Annotated in this window: 19 protein-coding genes; 16 read left to right on the top strand and 3 right to left on the bottom strand. The window is 68.5% G+C overall.

The genetic code is table 11. The features are described from left to right. Positions 1-19: 19 nt before the first annotated feature. Positions 20-808: a type II secretion system protein N gene (locus DFS13_RS33605; protein WP_006491283.1), complete on the top strand. Its 789-nt coding sequence runs from the start codon at positions 20-22 to the stop codon at positions 806-808. A gap of 25 nt (positions 809-833) precedes the next feature. Here the strand turns inward: DFS13_RS33605 and DFS13_RS33600 are convergent, their stop codons facing one another. Continuing rightward, complete coding sequence (locus DFS13_RS33600; RefSeq protein ID WP_069353360.1) at positions 834-2,405, bottom strand: efflux transporter outer membrane subunit; 1,572 nt, start codon at positions 2,403-2,405, stop codon at positions 834-836. 284 nt (positions 2,406-2,689) lie between these two features. Further along, positions 2,690-2,974: a multidrug ABC transporter ATPase gene (locus tag DFS13_RS33595; protein ID WP_077176516.1), complete on the bottom strand. Its 285-nt coding sequence runs from the start codon at positions 2,972-2,974 to the stop codon at positions 2,690-2,692. Between the two features lie 174 nt (positions 2,975-3,148). Between DFS13_RS33595 and DFS13_RS33590 the strand changes: the two genes are divergently transcribed. From DFS13_RS33590 to DFS13_RS33575, 4 genes are all read left to right on the top strand, one after another. Continuing rightward, positions 3,149-3,637, top strand: a complete 489-nt coding sequence (locus DFS13_RS33590) for a MarR family winged helix-turn-helix transcriptional regulator (protein WP_006491271.1) — start codon at positions 3,149-3,151, stop codon at positions 3,635-3,637. 177 nt (positions 3,638-3,814) lie between these two features. Continuing rightward, complete coding sequence (locus DFS13_RS33585; RefSeq protein WP_006491289.1) at positions 3,815-5,377, top strand: DHA2 family efflux MFS transporter permease subunit; 1,563 nt, start codon at positions 3,815-3,817, stop codon at positions 5,375-5,377. 109 nt (positions 5,378-5,486) lie between these two features. Further along, entirely contained in the window at positions 5,487-5,735 is a 249-nt protein-coding gene (locus tag DFS13_RS33580; RefSeq protein WP_023477389.1) for a type II toxin-antitoxin system Phd/YefM family antitoxin, read from the top strand. Continuing rightward, entirely contained in the window at positions 5,732-6,118 is a 387-nt protein-coding gene (locus tag DFS13_RS33575; RefSeq protein WP_077019832.1) for a type II toxin-antitoxin system VapC family toxin, read from the top strand. The genes DFS13_RS33580 and DFS13_RS33575 overlap by 4 nt, the downstream gene beginning before the upstream one ends. A gap of 26 nt (positions 6,119-6,144) precedes the next feature. Here the strand turns inward: DFS13_RS33575 and DFS13_RS33570 are convergent, their stop codons facing one another. Continuing rightward, on the bottom strand, positions 6,145-7,071 hold the full coding sequence (locus tag DFS13_RS33570) for a LysR family transcriptional regulator (protein ID WP_006491270.1): 927 nt from the start codon (positions 7,069-7,071) through the stop codon (positions 6,145-6,147). A gap of 141 nt (positions 7,072-7,212) precedes the next feature. Between DFS13_RS33570 and DFS13_RS33565 the strand changes: the two genes are divergently transcribed. From DFS13_RS33565 to DFS13_RS33515, 11 genes are all read left to right on the top strand, one after another. After that, positions 7,213-7,686 carry a CidA/LrgA family protein gene (locus DFS13_RS33565; RefSeq protein WP_111442694.1) on the top strand — a complete coding sequence of 158 codons (474 nt, stop codon included), beginning with the start codon at positions 7,213-7,215 and terminating at the stop codon, positions 7,684-7,686. Between the two features lie 13 nt (positions 7,687-7,699). Next, positions 7,700-8,422: an LrgB family protein gene (locus DFS13_RS33560; protein ID WP_062884215.1), complete on the top strand. Its 723-nt coding sequence runs from the start codon at positions 7,700-7,702 to the stop codon at positions 8,420-8,422. Between the two features lie 240 nt (positions 8,423-8,662). Next, positions 8,663-9,163, top strand: a complete 501-nt coding sequence (gene fliL / locus DFS13_RS33555; RefSeq protein ID WP_006491281.1) for a flagellar basal body-associated protein FliL — start codon at positions 8,663-8,665, stop codon at positions 9,161-9,163. Between the two features lie 22 nt (positions 9,164-9,185). Next, positions 9,186-10,184, top strand: coding sequence for a flagellar motor switch protein FliM (gene fliM, locus DFS13_RS33550; protein ID WP_006477232.1), 999 nt, complete (start codon positions 9,186-9,188; stop codon positions 10,182-10,184). Next, positions 10,177-10,665, top strand: a complete 489-nt coding sequence (gene fliN / locus DFS13_RS33545; protein ID WP_006491286.1) for a flagellar motor switch protein FliN — start codon at positions 10,177-10,179, stop codon at positions 10,663-10,665. Before fliM ends, fliN begins: the two co-directional genes overlap by 8 nt. Continuing rightward, positions 10,662-11,237, top strand: coding sequence for a flagellar biosynthetic protein FliO (gene fliO / locus DFS13_RS33540; protein ID WP_006495402.1), 576 nt, complete (start codon positions 10,662-10,664; stop codon positions 11,235-11,237). Before fliN ends, fliO begins: the two co-directional genes overlap by 4 nt. 36 nt (positions 11,238-11,273) lie before the next feature. Further along, positions 11,274-12,035 (top strand): flagellar type III secretion system pore protein FliP, encoded by a 762-nt coding sequence (gene fliP / locus DFS13_RS33535; protein WP_111442693.1) that lies wholly within the window; start codon positions 11,274-11,276, stop codon positions 12,033-12,035. A gap of 19 nt (positions 12,036-12,054) precedes the next feature. Next, positions 12,055-12,327 carry a flagellar biosynthesis protein FliQ gene (fliQ, locus tag DFS13_RS33530; protein ID WP_006491272.1) on the top strand — a complete coding sequence of 91 codons (273 nt, stop codon included), beginning with the start codon at positions 12,055-12,057 and terminating at the stop codon, positions 12,325-12,327. A gap of 31 nt (positions 12,328-12,358) precedes the next feature. After that, the gene (fliR, locus tag DFS13_RS33525) at positions 12,359-13,141 is read left to right on the top strand and encodes a flagellar biosynthetic protein FliR (protein WP_105866414.1); all 783 of its coding nucleotides are present in this window, start codon (positions 12,359-12,361) and stop codon (positions 13,139-13,141) included. A gap of 184 nt (positions 13,142-13,325) precedes the next feature. Further along, on the top strand, positions 13,326-14,330 hold the full coding sequence (locus DFS13_RS33520) for an ABC transporter substrate-binding protein (RefSeq protein WP_048984971.1): 1,005 nt from the start codon (positions 13,326-13,328) through the stop codon (positions 14,328-14,330). A 111-nt stretch (positions 14,331-14,441) separates the two neighbouring features. Further along, positions 14,442-15,239, top strand: a complete 798-nt coding sequence (locus tag DFS13_RS33515) for an ABC transporter ATP-binding protein (RefSeq protein ID WP_006491292.1) — start codon at positions 14,442-14,444, stop codon at positions 15,237-15,239. Positions 15,240-15,265: the final 26 nt, after the last annotated feature.

Raw genomic sequence — 15,265 nt, 5'->3', positions numbered from 1 at the left:
CGCAAACGAAGGCCGGCCGATGCGGCCGTGGGTGAGACGGCTCGTCGCCGTGTTGCCGTGGGTGCTGGCAGGCGGTCTGGCGACGGCGGTGACGCTCGTCGCGCTCGCGCCGGCCGCGTGGATCGCGCCGCAGTTCGCGCGGGCGACCGGCGGCCACGTGAATCTCGTCGATCCGGACGGGTCGCTGTGGCACGGCTCGGGCACGCTGATGCTCGCGCCGGGCGCGGACCAGAGCGCGGCGACGCTGCTGCCGGGCCGGGTCGAATGGACCACGCGCTTCTGGCCGCTGCTGACCGGGCGCGTGCAGATGCGCATGCGGCAGACGGAAGCGATGCCCGACGCGGTCACGCTCGATGCGACGTGGCGCGGCGCGGTGCTGTCGGCGGGCACGATGGCCGTGCCTGCGTCGCTGCTCACGGGGCTCGGCACGCCGTTCAACACGCTCGACCTGCAGGGCGACGTGCGGCTCGGCTGGAGCGACTGGCGGCTGATCGGCAACAACGCGTTCGGTCAGCTGACGGTGACGATCGATTCGATGAGTTCGCGCGTGTCGCGCGTGAAGCCGCTCGGTTCGTACCGCGCGGTATTGCAGGCGAAGGGCGCGGGCGCCGATCTCGACCTGTCGACGACGCAGGGCCCGCTGTTCCTCGACGGGCACGGCAGCTTCGGCCCCGGCCAGGGTTCGTTCCGCGGCACCGCGCACGCGGCGCCCGAGCAGCAGGCGAACCTCGCCGGGCTGCTGAACCTGCTCGGCCACCCGATCGGCAACAACCAGGTATCGCTGATCTTTGGCGACGCGCAGCGCTGAACGCGCGCGTCGCCCGCTTTCCTTCCTACTTCTGCGCGAGCGGCGCGACGGGCGACGGTGCGGTGGCCGCGGGCGCGGTCGCACCGGACGCCGGCAAAGGCGCCGGCGCCGCCATGTCGCCGTTCTCGCGCGCCATCTCCGATACGTTCCAGCCGCCGCCGAGCGCCTTCACGAGCCCGACCGACGACACCATCCGCTGCCCGGCGATCGTCGCGAGCTTCTGCTGCGCGGTGAACGCGGTGGTCTGCGCGGTCAGCACGTTCAGGTACGCGACCGTGCCGGCCTTGTACTGGTTCGTGACGATCGCGAGCGCGTGCTCGGCGCTGTCGACGGCCTGTCGCTGCACGTCGATTTCCTGCGCGAGGATGCGCTGCGACGCGAGGTTGTCCTCGACGTCCTGGAACGCGGTGAGCACCGCGAGCCGATAGGCGGCGACGTCCTGGTCGTAGGTCGCGCGCGCCGCATCGGTCTGCGCGGCGCGCAGACCCGCGTCGAACAGCGTGGCCGCGAGCTGCGGGCCGACCGTCCAGAAGCGCGCCGGCAGCGTGAACAGCTGCGACCACACCGAGCTCTGGAAGCCGCCGGTGGCCGACAGCGTGAGCGTCGGGAAGAACGCGGCGATCGCGACGCCGATCTGCTCGTTCGCGGCCGCGGCGCGGCGCTCGGCCGCCGCGATGTCGGGCCGGCGCTCGAGGATCGCGGACGGCACGTCGACCGGCGTGATCGGCGGCTCGGCCGCGAGCGGGTTCGGCGGCAGCGAGAAGGTCGATGCCGGCTCGCCGATCAGCGTCGCGATCGCATGCTCGTATTGCGCGCGGGCGACGCCGTTGTCGATCTGCGCGGCCTGCGCGCTCTGCAGCTGCGTCTGCGCCTGGATCACGTCCGCGCGCGCGGCGACGCCCTGCGCGTACTGGTTCTGCGTGAGCTGCAGCGACCGTTGGTACGACTGCACGGTGTCGTCGAGCAGCTTCTGCAGCGCATCGGACGTGCGCAACTGGAAGTAGGTCTGCGCGAGCAGCGCCTGCTGCGACAGCCGCGCGTTCGCGAGATCGGCCGCGGCGGCCGCTTCGCCGGCGCGCTGCGCGCTGACGGTGCGGCTCACCTTGCCCCACAGGTCGGGTTCCCAGCTGGCGTCGAGGCCGACGCTGTAGCTGTTGTTGATCGACCCGGTCGACCCGCTGCCGAAATTCGACGACGAACCCGACGACAGCGACGTGCGCGGCGTCCGCGCGCGCGAGCCCGATGCGGTCAGCCCGACGGTCGGGAAATACGCGGCGCGCGCCTCGGTGACGAGCGCGCGCGCCTGCCGGTAGGCGGCCGCCGATTGCGCGATGGTCTGGTTCGACGCGTTGAGCTTGCCGATCAGCGCATCGAGCTGCGGATCGTTGTAGACCGTCCACCACGGGCCGCGGTCGGCGCGATCGGCGGGCTGCGCGACTTTCCAGCCGGCCGGCGCTTCCTTGAAGGCGGCGGGGATCGACGTGTCGGGCCGGTGATAGTCGGGCCCGACGGCGCAGCCGGCGAGCAGCACGGCCGTCGCGATGGCGACGGCGGCGCTCAGCGGGCGAACGGCGCGCGGGAGGGGGGCGTACGGCATGGTGGTTTTCCTGTCTGGGCGTGACGGCCGGCGAGCGGCGCCGCGCGATGCGGTCGTCATGCCGCTGGCGGACAAATGGTAACTGACGGCGGGAAAGCTGCGCAGCCCTAAGGGTACGGTGGGCGACAGCTCGAATGTGTTACCGGCGCGGCCGGCCGGTTTACCGGCCATTACGGCCGGCTTGCGGGAAAACGGGCGTGCGAACGGGCGTACGACACCGGCCGCGCGTGACGCGGCCGGCGATCAGACAGGATCGTGCGGAGAGCGGCGGGAGCGGTGCAGCGTCAGTGGCAGCGCACGGGCACCGGGACGGGTTCGGCGGCGGCCCGCCATGTCGACGGCTCCGTCGCGGCCGGCTGGCTCGTACGGCGGGCGCCGCCCTTCGCGTTGCGCTGCCGGCGATGATCGAACCATGCGAACCCGAGCGCCGCGAGCGAGCCGCCAGGCACGACCAGCATCGTCACGTACAGCGCGATCTTCCAGCCGCGGTGCGGCCCGGAGAACACATGATGAGCGGTATCGGTCAGGTTGCGGCGCAGCGCGCCGGCGGCATTTTTCAGGAACAGCATCGCGAACATCCTCGGGTGCCCGGCAGCGCGGGCCAATCGGTCAGAACATAGTCTCCGGCAGTGCAACATGCACGTCGTAACTGGTTGACTCAAATAATATTGACTAAGCAATCATTTTTCAAGATACTGGGCGCGTTTTAACCCGAAACGCACTATTGCTGCGCGCGCAATCGTATGACCGGCGGCCTCTACGATCCCGAGAACATCGCGCTGGAAACGAGCCTCGGCTATTACCTGTCGAAGGCGAAGCAGGCGCTCGTCGAGCGGATGGATCGCGCGCTCGAGCCGCTCGACCTCACCGCGCAGCAGATCGGCGTGATCCTCCTGCTGTCGCGCGGCTACGCGCGCACGCCGTTCGAGCTGTCCCGCAAGATGTCGTACGACAGCGGCTCGATGACGCGCATGCTCGACCGGCTCGAACGCAAGGGGCTGATCGCACGCGCGCGCAGCGAGCAGGACCGCCGGATGATCGAGTTGACGCTGACCGAGCGCGGCCTCGAAGCCGCCCGCGCGCTGCCGTCGCTGGTCGCGACCGCGCTCAACGCGCAACTGGAGGGCTTTTCGGCCGACGAACTGGCGACGCTCACCGGCCTGCTGCAGCGTTTCATCGCCAACGGGCCCGGCTCGACCGGCTGCCCGAAGCCCGACGAACCCGACTGCTGATGTGCGCGGAGCCCTCATGTCTAGGTTAAGCATTCGCTTATTTCTCTGTCTGGGCAGAAGATGACGAGGCACGCGCTCCGCTTTTTCCCTTTTTCATTCCACCCGGCCGGGCCGCGCTGCGTCGCGCGCCCGTGCGTTGTGCCGGCGCGTCGCGCGCGCCGCGTCTAGGAGATTCCGATGTCCGCCACCACGGCATCCGCCCCCTCCCCCGCCGCCGAACCCGCGCCGCTGACCGGCGGCGCACTCGCGCTGCTGACCGTCGGGCTCGCGCTCGGCACCTTCATGGAAGTGCTCGACACGTCGATCGCGAACGTCGCGGTGCCGACCATCTCGGGTAGCCTCGGCGTCGCGACGAGCGAAGGCACGTGGGTGATTTCGTCGTACTCGGTCGCGTCCGCGATCGCGGTGCCGCTCACCGGCTGGCTCGCGCGCCGGGTCGGCGAGGTGCGCCTCTTCACGCTGTCGGTGCTCGCGTTCACGATCGCGTCGGCGCTCTGCGGCCTCGCGACCAACTTCGAGACGCTGATCGCGTTCCGGCTGCTGCAAGGCCTCGTGTCGGGGCCGATGGTGCCGCTGTCGCAGACGATCCTGATGCGCAGCTACCCGCCCGCGAAACGCGGGCTCGCGCTCGGGCTATGGGCGATGACGGTGATCGTCGCGCCGATCTTCGGCCCATTGCTGGGCGGCTGGATCAGCGACAACTACACGTGGCCGTGGATCTTCTACATCAACCTGCCGATCGGCGTGTTCTCGGCGACCTGCGCGTACTTCCTGCTGCGCGGCCGCGAAACGAAGACGTCGAAGCAGCGGATCGACGCGATCGGCCTCGCGCTGCTCGTGATCGGCGTGTCGTGCCTGCAGATGATGCTCGACCTCGGCAAGGACCGCGACTGGTTCAACTCGTCGTTCATCGTCGCGCTCGCGCTGATCGCCGTCGTGTCGCTCGCGTTCATGCTCGTGTGGGAGGCGACCGAGAAGGAGCCGGTGGTCGACCTGTCGCTGTTCAAGGACCGCAACTTCGCGCTCGGCGCGCTGATCATCTCGTTCGGCTTCATGGCGTTCTTCGGCTCGGTCGTGATCTTCCCGCTGTGGCTGCAGACGGTGATGGGCTACACGGCCGGCAAGGCGGGCCTCGCGACCGCGCCGGTCGGGCTGCTCGCGCTGGTGCTGTCGCCGCTGATCGGCCGCAACATGCACCGGCTCGACCTGCGGATGGTCGCGAGCTTCGCGTTCATCGTGTTCGCGGGCGTGTCGCTGTGGAACGCGACGTTTACGCTCGACGTGCCGTTCAACCACGTGATCCTGCCGCGGCTCGTGCAGGGCATCGGCGTCGCGTGCTTCTTCGTGCCGATGACGACGATCACGCTGTCGAGCATCTCCGACGAGCGGCTCGCGAGCGCGTCGGGGCTGTCGAACTTCCTGCGCACGCTGTCCGGCGCGATCGGCACCGCGGCCAGCTCGACGTTCTGGGAGAACGACGCGATCTACCATCATGCGCGGCTGTCGGAATCGGTGAGCGTCTACGCGCAGAACACGACCGACTATCAGGGCGCGCTCGCGCAGCTCGGCATCGTCGGGCAGACGGCCAATGCGCAACTCAACCAGCTCGTCACGCAGCAGGGCTTCATGATGGCGACCAACGACTTCTTCCATCTGTCGGCGGGCGTGTTCATCGCGCTCGCGGCGCTCGTGTGGATCACGAAGCCGAAGAAGGGCGCGGGGCCGGCGATGGGGCATTGAGGGGAACGGCGCCGCGTTCCGGCACGCAGCCGACGACGGGCCTTGCGGCCATTCGTGGTATAAACTAAGCTAAATAAGTGATTGAACTTAGTTTATTTGAGGGGAAGCCATGCAGACCTACAACATGCATGACGCGAAGACGAACCTGTCTCGGTTGATCGACGAGGCTGTCCACGCGGGCGAGCCGTTCGTGATCGCGAAGGCCGGCAAGCCGCTCGTCAAGGTCGTGCCGATCGATGCGCCCGAGGCGACGCGGCCGGCGCGGATCGGCTTCATGAAGGGGCAGATCGTGGTGCCGGACGACTTCGACACGATGGGTGACGATGCCATCCGGAAGCTGTTCGAGGGCGGCGCGTGAAACTGTTGCTCGACACGCATCTGATTCTTTGGACAGCGGCGGATGCGACCGAATTGCCGGATCGCGCCCGTATCCTCATCGAGGATCCCGCCCATACCCTGTTGTTCAGCGTCGCGAGCCTCTGGGAAATCGTGATCAAGCGCGGGCTCGATCGCGCCGACTTTCAGGTCGAGCCGCACGTGCTGCGTCGCAATCTGCTCGACGCCGGCTACGTGGAATTGCCGATCACGAGCGCCCATGTCCTGGCAGTCGAGCAACTGCCTCCGGTGCATCGCGATCCGTTCGACCGGCTGCTGATTGCCCAGGCGATTTCGGAAGGTGTCACGTTGCTCACGCACGATCACACCGTTGCCCGCTATCCAGGCCCGATTCTGCACGTCTGATCGCGCCGAGCCCGGCGGCCCGGCCCTCACTCCCGCGCCCGCAAGCCCCCGAACGCGAGATCGTCGGCCGGCGCGAGCGGCAGCGTCGCCCGCGCGACGTCGAGCCAGGCGCGCGCCGCGTGCGACAGGTAGCCCTTCTTCAGCCAGCCGAGCGCGATCGCCCACGTGATTTCCGGCTCGACGATCGGCCGGCACGTGAACTGCCCCGCGTCGAGCCGCCGGCAATACGGCTCGGGCAGCAGCGCGATGCCGACGCCCGCATGCACGAGCGCGGCCATGAAATCCCAGTGGCCGCTGCGGCTCACGATCGACGGCGTGAAGCCGGCCTGCCGGCACGCATCGAGCACCGCGTCGTGCAGCGCGAGGCTTTCCGCATAGAACACGAACGATTCGCGCGCGAGATCCGCGAGCGGCACGGCCGCGTGGTCCTCCCAGCGCGACTCGCGCGGCGCGACGAGCCACAGCGGCGCGCGCACCATCGGCAGCCGCTCGAACGTGCCGGGATCGACCGGCTCCAGCAGCCCGCCGAGCTCCAGCTCGCCCGACGTCAGCGCGGCCTCGATCATCCGCGCGCCCTGCTCGAACAGCTTCAGCTCGATGTTCGGGTAGCGCTGCTTGTACGCGGCGATGATCGGCGTGAACAGCGAACCGCCGAGCGGCGGAATGCCGATCGTCAGCTCGCCGCGTCCGAGCGTGCCGAGATCGTTCAGCTCCGATTGCAGCTGCGCCTGCGCGGCCAGCACGTCCTGGCCGCGCTGGAACACGATCCGCCCGGCGTCGGTCAGCACCATCTGCCGGCCGTCGCGCAGCAGCAGCGGCGAACCGATCTCGTCTTCCAGCGCCTTCACCATCTTGCTGATGGTCGGCTGCGTGACGAACAGCTTGTCGGCCGCCGCGGTGAAGCTCTGCTGACGAACCACCTCGACGAAGTACCGCAGTGCGCGCAATTCCATCGATCACTCCCCAGATTGGTGCGGCTGAATGCAAGCGAATTCCGAATTGGAATGACAAGGATAGAGACAAGTCATTTTATTTATGGTTAGGGGAAACCCTATACTTGCTCCATTGACAGAAACCTCTGCAGGGAACCCGCCATGAACGAGCCGACCGCCACTGCCGCCGCCCGCCCCGCTGCTTCGGGCAGCCTCGCGCACACGGGCCGGATCGTGCTGCAGGCCGCCGCGCTCGGCGTGCTGTGGATGGTGGTCGACTGGGCCGTGCGCAAGGTCGGGCTGCCGATTCCGTCCGGCGTGATCGGCCTCGCGGTGCTGCTCGTGCTGCTGTTCTCGGGTCGCGTCGCGCCGGCGTGGGTGAAGGACGGCGCGAACTGGCTGCTGTCCGACATGCTGCTGTTCTTCGTGCCGGCCGCCGTCGCGGCCGTGCAGTACGGCGGGCTGTTCCGCGAGGACGGCTGGCGCATCGCGCTGGTGATGCTCGCCGGCACCGCGTTCGTGATGGTCGCGGTGGCCGTCGCGGTCGATCTCGCCGCGAAGCTCGAACGCCGGCTCGCCGCGCAGCGCGTGTTCGCGGAACGCCGCCGCGCGCGCCTGAGCGCCATCGCGCACTGAGCCGGAGCCGTTCATGCTCGCCGCGCTATCGAACCTGCCCGCCGACCGGGTGAATACCGCGATCTCCGTCGGCTGCTTCGTGCTGACCGTCGTGCTGTATTTCGCGTCGAAGCGGCTCTATGCGTACAAGAAGACGCTGCTGTTCTCGCCGCTCGTGTTCGTGCCGGGCGTGCTGGTGCTGCTCGTGCTGCTGACCGGCATCCCGTATTCGGTCTATTTCCGCGACACGCGCTGGCTGATGTGGCTGCTCGGCCCGGCGACGATCGCGTTCGCGGTGCCGATCTACGACTATCGCGACCTGATCCGTCGCCACTGGCTGTCGCTGTCGGTCGGCGTCGCGGTCGGGATCGCGGCGGGCGTATGCGGGTCGCTGCTGCTCGCGAAGCTGCTGCACCTGTCGCCCGAACTGCAGCGCTCGCTGATGACGCGCTCGGTGTCGACGCCGTTCGCGCTCGCCGTGTCCGACAAGATCCATGCGCCGAAGGACCTCACGGCCCTGTTCGTGATCGCGACCGGCATCTGCGGGATGCTGCTCGGCGAACTCGTGCTGGCGCTCGTGCCGATGCGCACGCGGCTCGCGCGCGGCGCGCTGTTCGGCGCGGCCGCCCACGGCGTGGGCACCGCGAAGGCGCGCGAGATCGGCAACGAGGAAGGCGTCGTGTCGAGCCTGACGATGATGATCGCGGGCGTCGCGATGGTGCTGATCGCGCCGCTGCTCACGCTGCTGCCGATCTGACGACGGATGCGCGGGCGGGCGCCGCTCGCCGCCCTGCCGCGTTCCTCGCCTGACGGTCTGTTCCCGCCGGCCGCACTCCGCTCCTCCCCGAGGATCGTTTCCCCGCCGTTCCTGCCCTGCATCGAGCCGCGCCGGCCGACAATCGGCTGAGATAGCCGCAATTCCCCCCTCTTTTCCGCCCATCGGCCTCGGCCCGGATGCCGAACAATGCATGCTACGAGACATCACGCACGCATTCACATGGCCACGACCGCAAACCCGACCGCCGACAAGCCGGCTTCGTCCGGCAAGTTCAAGCGCATCGCGCTCATCGCCGTCATCGCGCTGGGCGCGGCTGCCGCCGCCGCCGGCGGCATGTACGTGTTCCTGGGCAAGGCAGGCGTCGGCCACGCGAGCGCGCCCGCCGAGCCGGCGCCGCTGGCCGCGCCGGTGTTCTTCCCGCTCGACCCGCTGACCGTGAACCTGCAGTCCGACGACGGCGCGCAGCACTACCTGCGCGTCGGCCTGTCGCTGAAACTCACCGACCCGAAGGCGCAGGAGCAACTGACCGCGCGGATGCCGGAAATCCGCAGCCGGATCCTGCTCGCGCTGTCGAACAAGCATCCCGAGGAGCTTGCGACGCCGGACGGCAAACGTTCGCTCGCGACGGAGCTGCGGGAGCTGATCGAGCAGCCGACGCAGCCGGGCAACCAGCGCGCGAAGGTCGACGACGTCCTGTTCACCGAGTTCGTCGTCCAGTAACGCGGCCGCGAAAGGAGCGCGTATGGGTCACCAGGAGTTCATGTCCCAGGAGGAGGTCGATGCCCTCCTCAAGGGCGTCACGGGCGAAACCGATGCAGTCGACGAGCAGCGCGACACATCGGGCGTCCGCCCCTACAACATCGCGACGCAGGAGCGAATCGTCCGCGGCCGGATGCCCGGCCTCGAGATCATCAACGACCGCTTCGCGCGCCTGTTGCGGATCGGCATCTTCAACTTCATGCGGCGTACGGCGGAAATCTCCGTCAGCCAGGTGAAGGTGCAGAAGTACAGCGAATTCACCCGCAACCTGCCGATCCCGACCAACCTGAACCTGGTGCACGTGAAACCGCTGCGCGGCACGTCGCTGTTCGTGTTCGACCCGAACCTCGTGTTCTTCGTCGTCGACAACCTGTTCGGCGGCGACGGGCGCTTCCACACGCGCGTCGAGGGCCGCGACTTCACGGCCACCGAGCAGCGGATCATCGGCAAGCTGCTGAACCTCGTGTTCGAGCACTACACGACCGCGTGGAAGAGCGTGCGGCCGCTGCAGTTCGAATTCGTGCGCTCGGAGATGCACACGCAGTTCGCGAACGTCGCGACGCCGAACGAGATCGTGATCGTCACGCAGTTCTCGATCGAGTTCGGGCCGACGGGCGGCACGCTGCACATCTGCATGCCGTACTCGATGATCGAGCCGATCCGCGACGTGCTCAGCTCGCCGATCCAGGGCGAGGCGCTCGAAGTCGACCGCCGCTGGGTGCGCGTGCTGTCCCAGCAGGTGCAGGCCGCCGAGGTCGAGCTGACCGCGAATCTCGCCGAGATCTCGTCGACGTTCGAGAAGATCCTGAACCTGCGCGCGGGCGACGTGCTGCCGCTCGAGATCGAGGACACGATCACCGCGAAGGTCGACGGCGTGCCGGTGATGGAATGCGGCTACGGAATTTTCAATGGTCAATATGCGTTGCGCGTGCAGAAGATGATCGGCGCGAGCGATTCGATGAAGGAAGGTGGATATGAGTGAGCTGAACCAGACGCCCGACGACGACATGCAGGCGATGGCCGATGCAGCGCTCGCGGCGTCGGCCGCCGACGCGCAGGCGCCGGCCGCGGCCGACGAGGATCCGGGCATGGACGACTGGGCGGCCGCGCTCGCCGAGCAGAACCAGCAGCCGGTGGCGGCCGGGGCGACGGGCGCCGGCGTGTTCCAGCCGCTGTCGAAGGCCGCGGCGAGCTCGACGCACAATGACATCGAGATGATCCTCGACATCCCGGTCAAGATGACCGTGGAGCTCGGCCGCACGAAGATCGCGATCCGCAACCTGCTGCAGCTCGCGCAGGGGTCGGTCGTCGAGCTCGACGGCATGGCCGGCGAGCCGATGGACGTGCTCGTGAACGGCTGCCTGATCGCGCAAGGCGAAGTCGTGGTGGTCAACGACAAGTTCGGCATTCGCCTCACCGACATCATCACGCCGGCGGAACGTATCCGGAAGCTGAATCGATGAACGTCGTCAAGCCCGGCCAGCGTGTGTGCCGCGCGATGGCGGCGACGGTGCTTGCCGTCGTCGCGTCGCTCGTGTGCGCGCCGGCCGGCGCCGCGGACATGAACGCGGTGAACCACCCCGGTTCGATCGCGTCGAGCGTGACGGTCGGTTCGGCCGCGCCGTCGCTCGGCATCGGCGCGGTGCTGCAGACGCTCGTCGGGCTCGCGGTCGTGATCGGCCTCGTGTTCGCGTGCGCGTGGCTCGCGCGCCGCTTCGGCTTCCAGCCCGCGCGGCGCGGCGGCCCGCTCAAGGTCGTGTCGAGCGTCGGGCTCGGCGCGAAGGAAAGCGCGACGATCGTCGAGATCGGCGATACCTGGCTCGTGCTCGGCGTCGCGCCGGGCAACGTGCGATTGCTGCATACGCTGCCGGCCGGTTCGATGGCCACCACCGCGACCGCGGGGTCGGCTCCGGCCGACGCGTCCGCCGGCGGCCATGCGCCCGACGCCGGCCTGCCCGGCACGTTCGGCTCGCGGTTTCGCGACGCGCTCGCGGGCGAAGCCGCGAAACGCCTCGGGCGTGGCAAGGACCGTTGACATGGCGCCGCGCCCTCTTCCAGTCTCCGCATTCCGATGAAACACGCATTCCTGCGTCGCGCGGCGCGCGTCGCGCCCGTGCTGATCCTCTGTCTCGCCCCTGCGCTCGCGTATGCGCAGGCGAGCGGCCTGCCCGCGTTCAACGCGAGCCCGGGGCCGCACGGCGGCACCACCTATTCGCTGAGCGTGCAGACGATGCTGCTGCTCACGATGCTGTCGTTCCTGCCGGCGATGCTGCTGATGATGACGAGCTTCACGCGCATCATCATCGTGCTGTCGCTGCTGCGCCAGGCGCTCGGCACCGCGACGACGCCGCCGAACCAGGTGCTCGTCGGCCTCGCGATGTTCCTCACCTTCTTCGTGATGTCGCCGGTGCTCGACCGCGCGTACAACGACGGCTACAAGCCGTTCTCCGACGGCTCGATACCGATGGAGCAGGCCGTGCAGCGCGGCGTCGCGCCGTTCAAGACCTTCATGCTGAAGCAGACCCGCGAGACCGACCTCGCGCTGTTCGCGAAGATCTCGAAGGCCGCGCCGATGCAGGGCCCCGACGACGTGCCGCTGTCGCTGCTGGTGCCCGCGTTCGTCACGAGCGAGCTGAAGACCGGTTTCCAGATCGGCTTCACGGTGTTCATCCCGTTCCTGATCATCGACATGGTCGTCGCGAGCGTGCTGATGTCGATGGGGATGATGATGGTGTCGCCGTCCACCGTGTCGCTGCCGTTCAAGCTGATGCTGTTCGTGCTGGTCGACGGCTGGCAGCTACTGATCGGCTCGCTCGCGCAGAGCTTCACGTAAGCCGCGGAGGAATCACGCGATGACGCCCGAACAAGTGATGACGCTCGCGCACCAGGCGATGATGGTCGGCCTGCTGCTCGCGGCCCCGCTGCTGCTGGTCGCGCTCGCGGTCGGCCTCGTCGTGAGCCTGTTCCAGGCTGCGACGCAGATCAACGAAGCGACGTTGTCGTTCATCCCGAAGCTGCTCGCGGTCGCCGCGACGCTCGTGATCGCCGGCCCGTGGATGCTGACGACGATGCTCGACTACCTGCGGCAGACGCTGCTGCACGTCGCGACGCTCGGCGTCGGCTGAGCCGCGCGCCCGGCAGCCCCGTTCCGCGACGATGTTCTCGGTTACCTACGCGCAGCTCAACGGCTGGCTCACGGCGTTCCTGTGGCCGTTCGTGCGGATGCTCGCGCTCGTCGCGACGGCGCCCGTCGTCGGCCACGCGGCAGTGCCGGTGCGCGTGAAGATCGGCCTGGCCGCGTTCATGGCGCTGGTCGTCGCGCCGACGCTCGGCGCGATGCCGGACGTCACCGTGTTCTCCGCGCCGGGCATCTGGATCCTCGTCACGCAATTCCTGATCGGCGTCGCGATGGGCTTCACGATGCAGCTCGTGTTCGCGGCCGTCGAGGCGGCCGGCGACTTCATCGGGCTGTCGATGGGCCTCGGCTTCGCGACCTTCTTCGATCCGCACACGAGCGGCGCGACACCCGTGATGGGCCGTTTCCTGAACGCGGTCGCGATGCTCGCGTTCCTCGCGGTGGAAGGCCACCTGCAGATGTTCGCGGCGCTCGCCGCGTCGTTCCAGTCGCTGCCGGTGTCGGGCGACCTGCTGCACGCGCCGGGCTGGCGCACGCTCGCCACCTTCGGCGCGGTCGTGTTCGAGATGGGGCTGCTGCTCGCGCTGCCGGTGGTCGCGGCGCTGCTGATCGCGAACCTCGCGCTCGGCATCCTGAACCGCGCGGCACCGCAGATCGGCGTGTTCCAGGTCGGCTTTCCGGTGACGATGCTCGTCGGGCTGTTGCTCGTGCAACTGATGGTGCCGAACCTGGTGCCGTTCGTGTCGCACCTGTTCGACATGGGGCTCGATGCGATGGGGCGGGTGTTGCTCGGCTGGCGCTAGACGCCCCGCGGTCCCCTGTCGACCCGCTTCGGCGCCGGTCGCCCCCATTCCGCCCCCGTTGCTGGAAAACCCCTAAACGAACCGCCGACCCGCGAAAGGTTGCGGAAGGTTTCGCCTCCCTATACTCGTGATGACGATGCAGCAAGCATCGCGCCATACGAATACAACGAAGGAGACGACCCCGATGCGACCCATCCTGCGCACCCTCGCCGTTGCAGCCAGCCTGAGCTGCGCGCTCGCCGCTCATCCCGCGTTCGCCGACGACGGCGGCAAGATCACGATCATGGTCGGCGGGATCGCGAAGCTGATCTACCTGCCCGCGCGGCTCACGCAGGAGCTCGGCAACTTCAAGGCCGAAGGGCTCGACGTCGAGCTGCTGTCGCAGCCGGCCGGCGTCGACGCCGAGAACGAGCTGCTCGCGGGCGCCGTGCAAGGCGTCGTCGGCTTCTACGATCACACCATCGACCTGCAGAGCAAGGGCAAGGACGTGAAGGCGATCGCCGTGTTCGGCCAGGTGCCGGGCGAAGTCGAGATGGTCTCGACCAAGGCCGCGCCGACCTTCAAGTCGATGGCCGACGCGAAGGGCAAGACGCTCGGCGTGACGGGCCTCGGCTCGTCGACGAGCTTCCTCACCCAATACCTTGCGCTGCAGCACGGTGTGCCGTCGACGCAGTACACGATGCTGCCGGTCGGCGCCGACGCGAGCTTCATCGCCGCGATCAAGCAGGGCCGCATCGACGCCGGGATGACGACCGAGCCGACGGTGTCCGCGCTCGAGAAGATGGGCGACGCGAAGGTGCTGGTCGACCTGCGCACGCTGGACGGCACGCGCGCCGCGCTCGGCGGCACCTACCCGGCCGCGAGCCTGTACGTGCAGTCGGCGTGGGCCGATGCGCACAAGGCGGAGGCGACCAAGCTCGCGCACGCGTTCGCGAAGACGATGCAGTTCATCCACACGCACAGCGCCGACGAAATCGCCGCGAAGATGCCGGCCGACTACCAGAAGGACAAGGCGCTGTACGTGGCCGCGCTGAAGGCGTCGCTACCGATGTACACGGCCGACGGCAAGATGCCGGCCGACGGCCCGGCGACCGTGCTGAAGGTGCTGTCGGCGTTCAACCCGTCGGTGAAGGGCAAGCACATCGACCTGGCGCGCACCTATACGAACGATTTCGTGAACGCGAAGTAAGCCGCGACGCCGGCGGCGGCGATCCCGCCGCCTGCGCGTTCCCCGTTCCGGCCCGGTTGACCGGCCCGGCGCCGCCACTGCGACGCCCTCCTCACCCGCAGGATCGATGCGATGAATCAGGCAGTCTCCCCGAGCACACCGGCGATCGAGTTTCGCAATGTGTCGTGCCGCTTCATTTCGCCGGAAGGCAAGGCCACCGTCGCGTTGCGCGACTTCAGCATGAGCGTCGCGCGCGGCGAATTCATCGCGATCGTCGGCCCGACCGGCTGCGGCAAGTCGACCACGCTGAACCTGATCACCGGGCTGCTCAAGCCCGTGTCGGGCGAAGTCCGCGTGATGGGCCGCCCGGTCGACGGGATCGACCCGCGCATCGGTTTCGTGTTCCAGGCCGACGCCGTGTTCCCGTGGCGCAACGTGATCGACAACGTCGCGGCCGGCCCGCTGTTTCGCGGCCGCTCGAAGGACGTCGCGTACGCGCAGGCCGAGGAGTGGATCCGCAAGGTCGGCCTCGACAAGTTCACCAAACACTACCCGCACCAGCTCTCCGGCGGGATGAGAAAGCGCGTCGCGCTCGCGCAGACCTTCATCAACCAGCCGGAGATCCTGCTGATGGACGAGCCGTTCTCCGCGCTCGACATGCAGACCCGCACGCTGATGCAGGACGAGCTGCTGCAGCTGTGGTCCGCGAACAAGGGGTCGGTCGTGTTCGTCACGCACGATCTCGAGGAAGCGATCGCGCTCGCCGACCGCGTGTTCGTGCTGACCGCCCGCCCCGCGACGCTCAAGCGCGTGTATGAAATCGACCTGCCGCGCCCGCGCGTCATGTCGGAAGTGCGCTACGACGCACGCTTCATCGAAATTTCCAAGGACATCTGGCACGACCTGCGCGAAGAAGTGCAGATCGGCTGACGCATACGCCGCACGACAAGCACCGG

The sequence above is a fragment of the Burkholderia sp. 28_3 genome, from assembly GCF_003253915.1.
Taxonomy (GTDB): Bacteria; Pseudomonadota; Gammaproteobacteria; order Burkholderiales; family Burkholderiaceae; genus Burkholderia; species Burkholderia cenocepacia.
Note: the sequence above shows the minus strand (reverse complement) of the source record. Positions and strands in the feature narration are given on the sequence as shown.

Coding starts and splice junctions, on each gene's coding strand:
- DFS13_RS33605 (WP_006491283.1), top strand. CDS start 20: ATGCGGCCGTGGGTGAGACGGCTCGTCGCCGTGTTGCCGTGGGTGCTG.
- DFS13_RS33600 (WP_069353360.1), bottom strand. CDS start 2,405: ATGCCGTACGCCCCCCTCCCGCGCGCCGTTCGCCCGCTGAGCGCCGCC.
- DFS13_RS33595 (WP_077176516.1), bottom strand. CDS start 2,974: ATGCTGTTCCTGAAAAATGCCGCCGGCGCGCTGCGCCGCAACCTGACC.
- DFS13_RS33590 (WP_006491271.1), top strand. CDS start 3,149: ATGACCGGCGGCCTCTACGATCCCGAGAACATCGCGCTGGAAACGAGC.
- DFS13_RS33585 (WP_006491289.1), top strand. CDS start 3,815: ATGTCCGCCACCACGGCATCCGCCCCCTCCCCCGCCGCCGAACCCGCG.
- DFS13_RS33580 (WP_023477389.1), top strand. CDS start 5,487: ATGCAGACCTACAACATGCATGACGCGAAGACGAACCTGTCTCGGTTG.
- DFS13_RS33570 (WP_006491270.1), bottom strand. CDS start 7,071: ATGGAATTGCGCGCACTGCGGTACTTCGTCGAGGTGGTTCGTCAGCAG.
- DFS13_RS33565 (WP_111442694.1), top strand. CDS start 7,213: ATGAACGAGCCGACCGCCACTGCCGCCGCCCGCCCCGCTGCTTCGGGC.
- DFS13_RS33560 (WP_062884215.1), top strand. CDS start 7,700: ATGCTCGCCGCGCTATCGAACCTGCCCGCCGACCGGGTGAATACCGCG.
- fliL (WP_006491281.1), top strand. CDS start 8,663: ATGGCCACGACCGCAAACCCGACCGCCGACAAGCCGGCTTCGTCCGGC.
- fliM (WP_006477232.1), top strand. CDS start 9,186: ATGGGTCACCAGGAGTTCATGTCCCAGGAGGAGGTCGATGCCCTCCTC.
- fliN (WP_006491286.1), top strand. CDS start 10,177: ATGAGTGAGCTGAACCAGACGCCCGACGACGACATGCAGGCGATGGCC.
- fliO (WP_006495402.1), top strand. CDS start 10,662: ATGAACGTCGTCAAGCCCGGCCAGCGTGTGTGCCGCGCGATGGCGGCG.
- fliP (WP_111442693.1), top strand. CDS start 11,274: ATGAAACACGCATTCCTGCGTCGCGCGGCGCGCGTCGCGCCCGTGCTG.
- fliQ (WP_006491272.1), top strand. CDS start 12,055: ATGACGCCCGAACAAGTGATGACGCTCGCGCACCAGGCGATGATGGTC.
- fliR (WP_105866414.1), top strand. CDS start 12,359: ATGTTCTCGGTTACCTACGCGCAGCTCAACGGCTGGCTCACGGCGTTC.
- DFS13_RS33520 (WP_048984971.1), top strand. CDS start 13,326: ATGCGACCCATCCTGCGCACCCTCGCCGTTGCAGCCAGCCTGAGCTGC.
- DFS13_RS33515 (WP_006491292.1), top strand. CDS start 14,442: ATGAATCAGGCAGTCTCCCCGAGCACACCGGCGATCGAGTTTCGCAAT.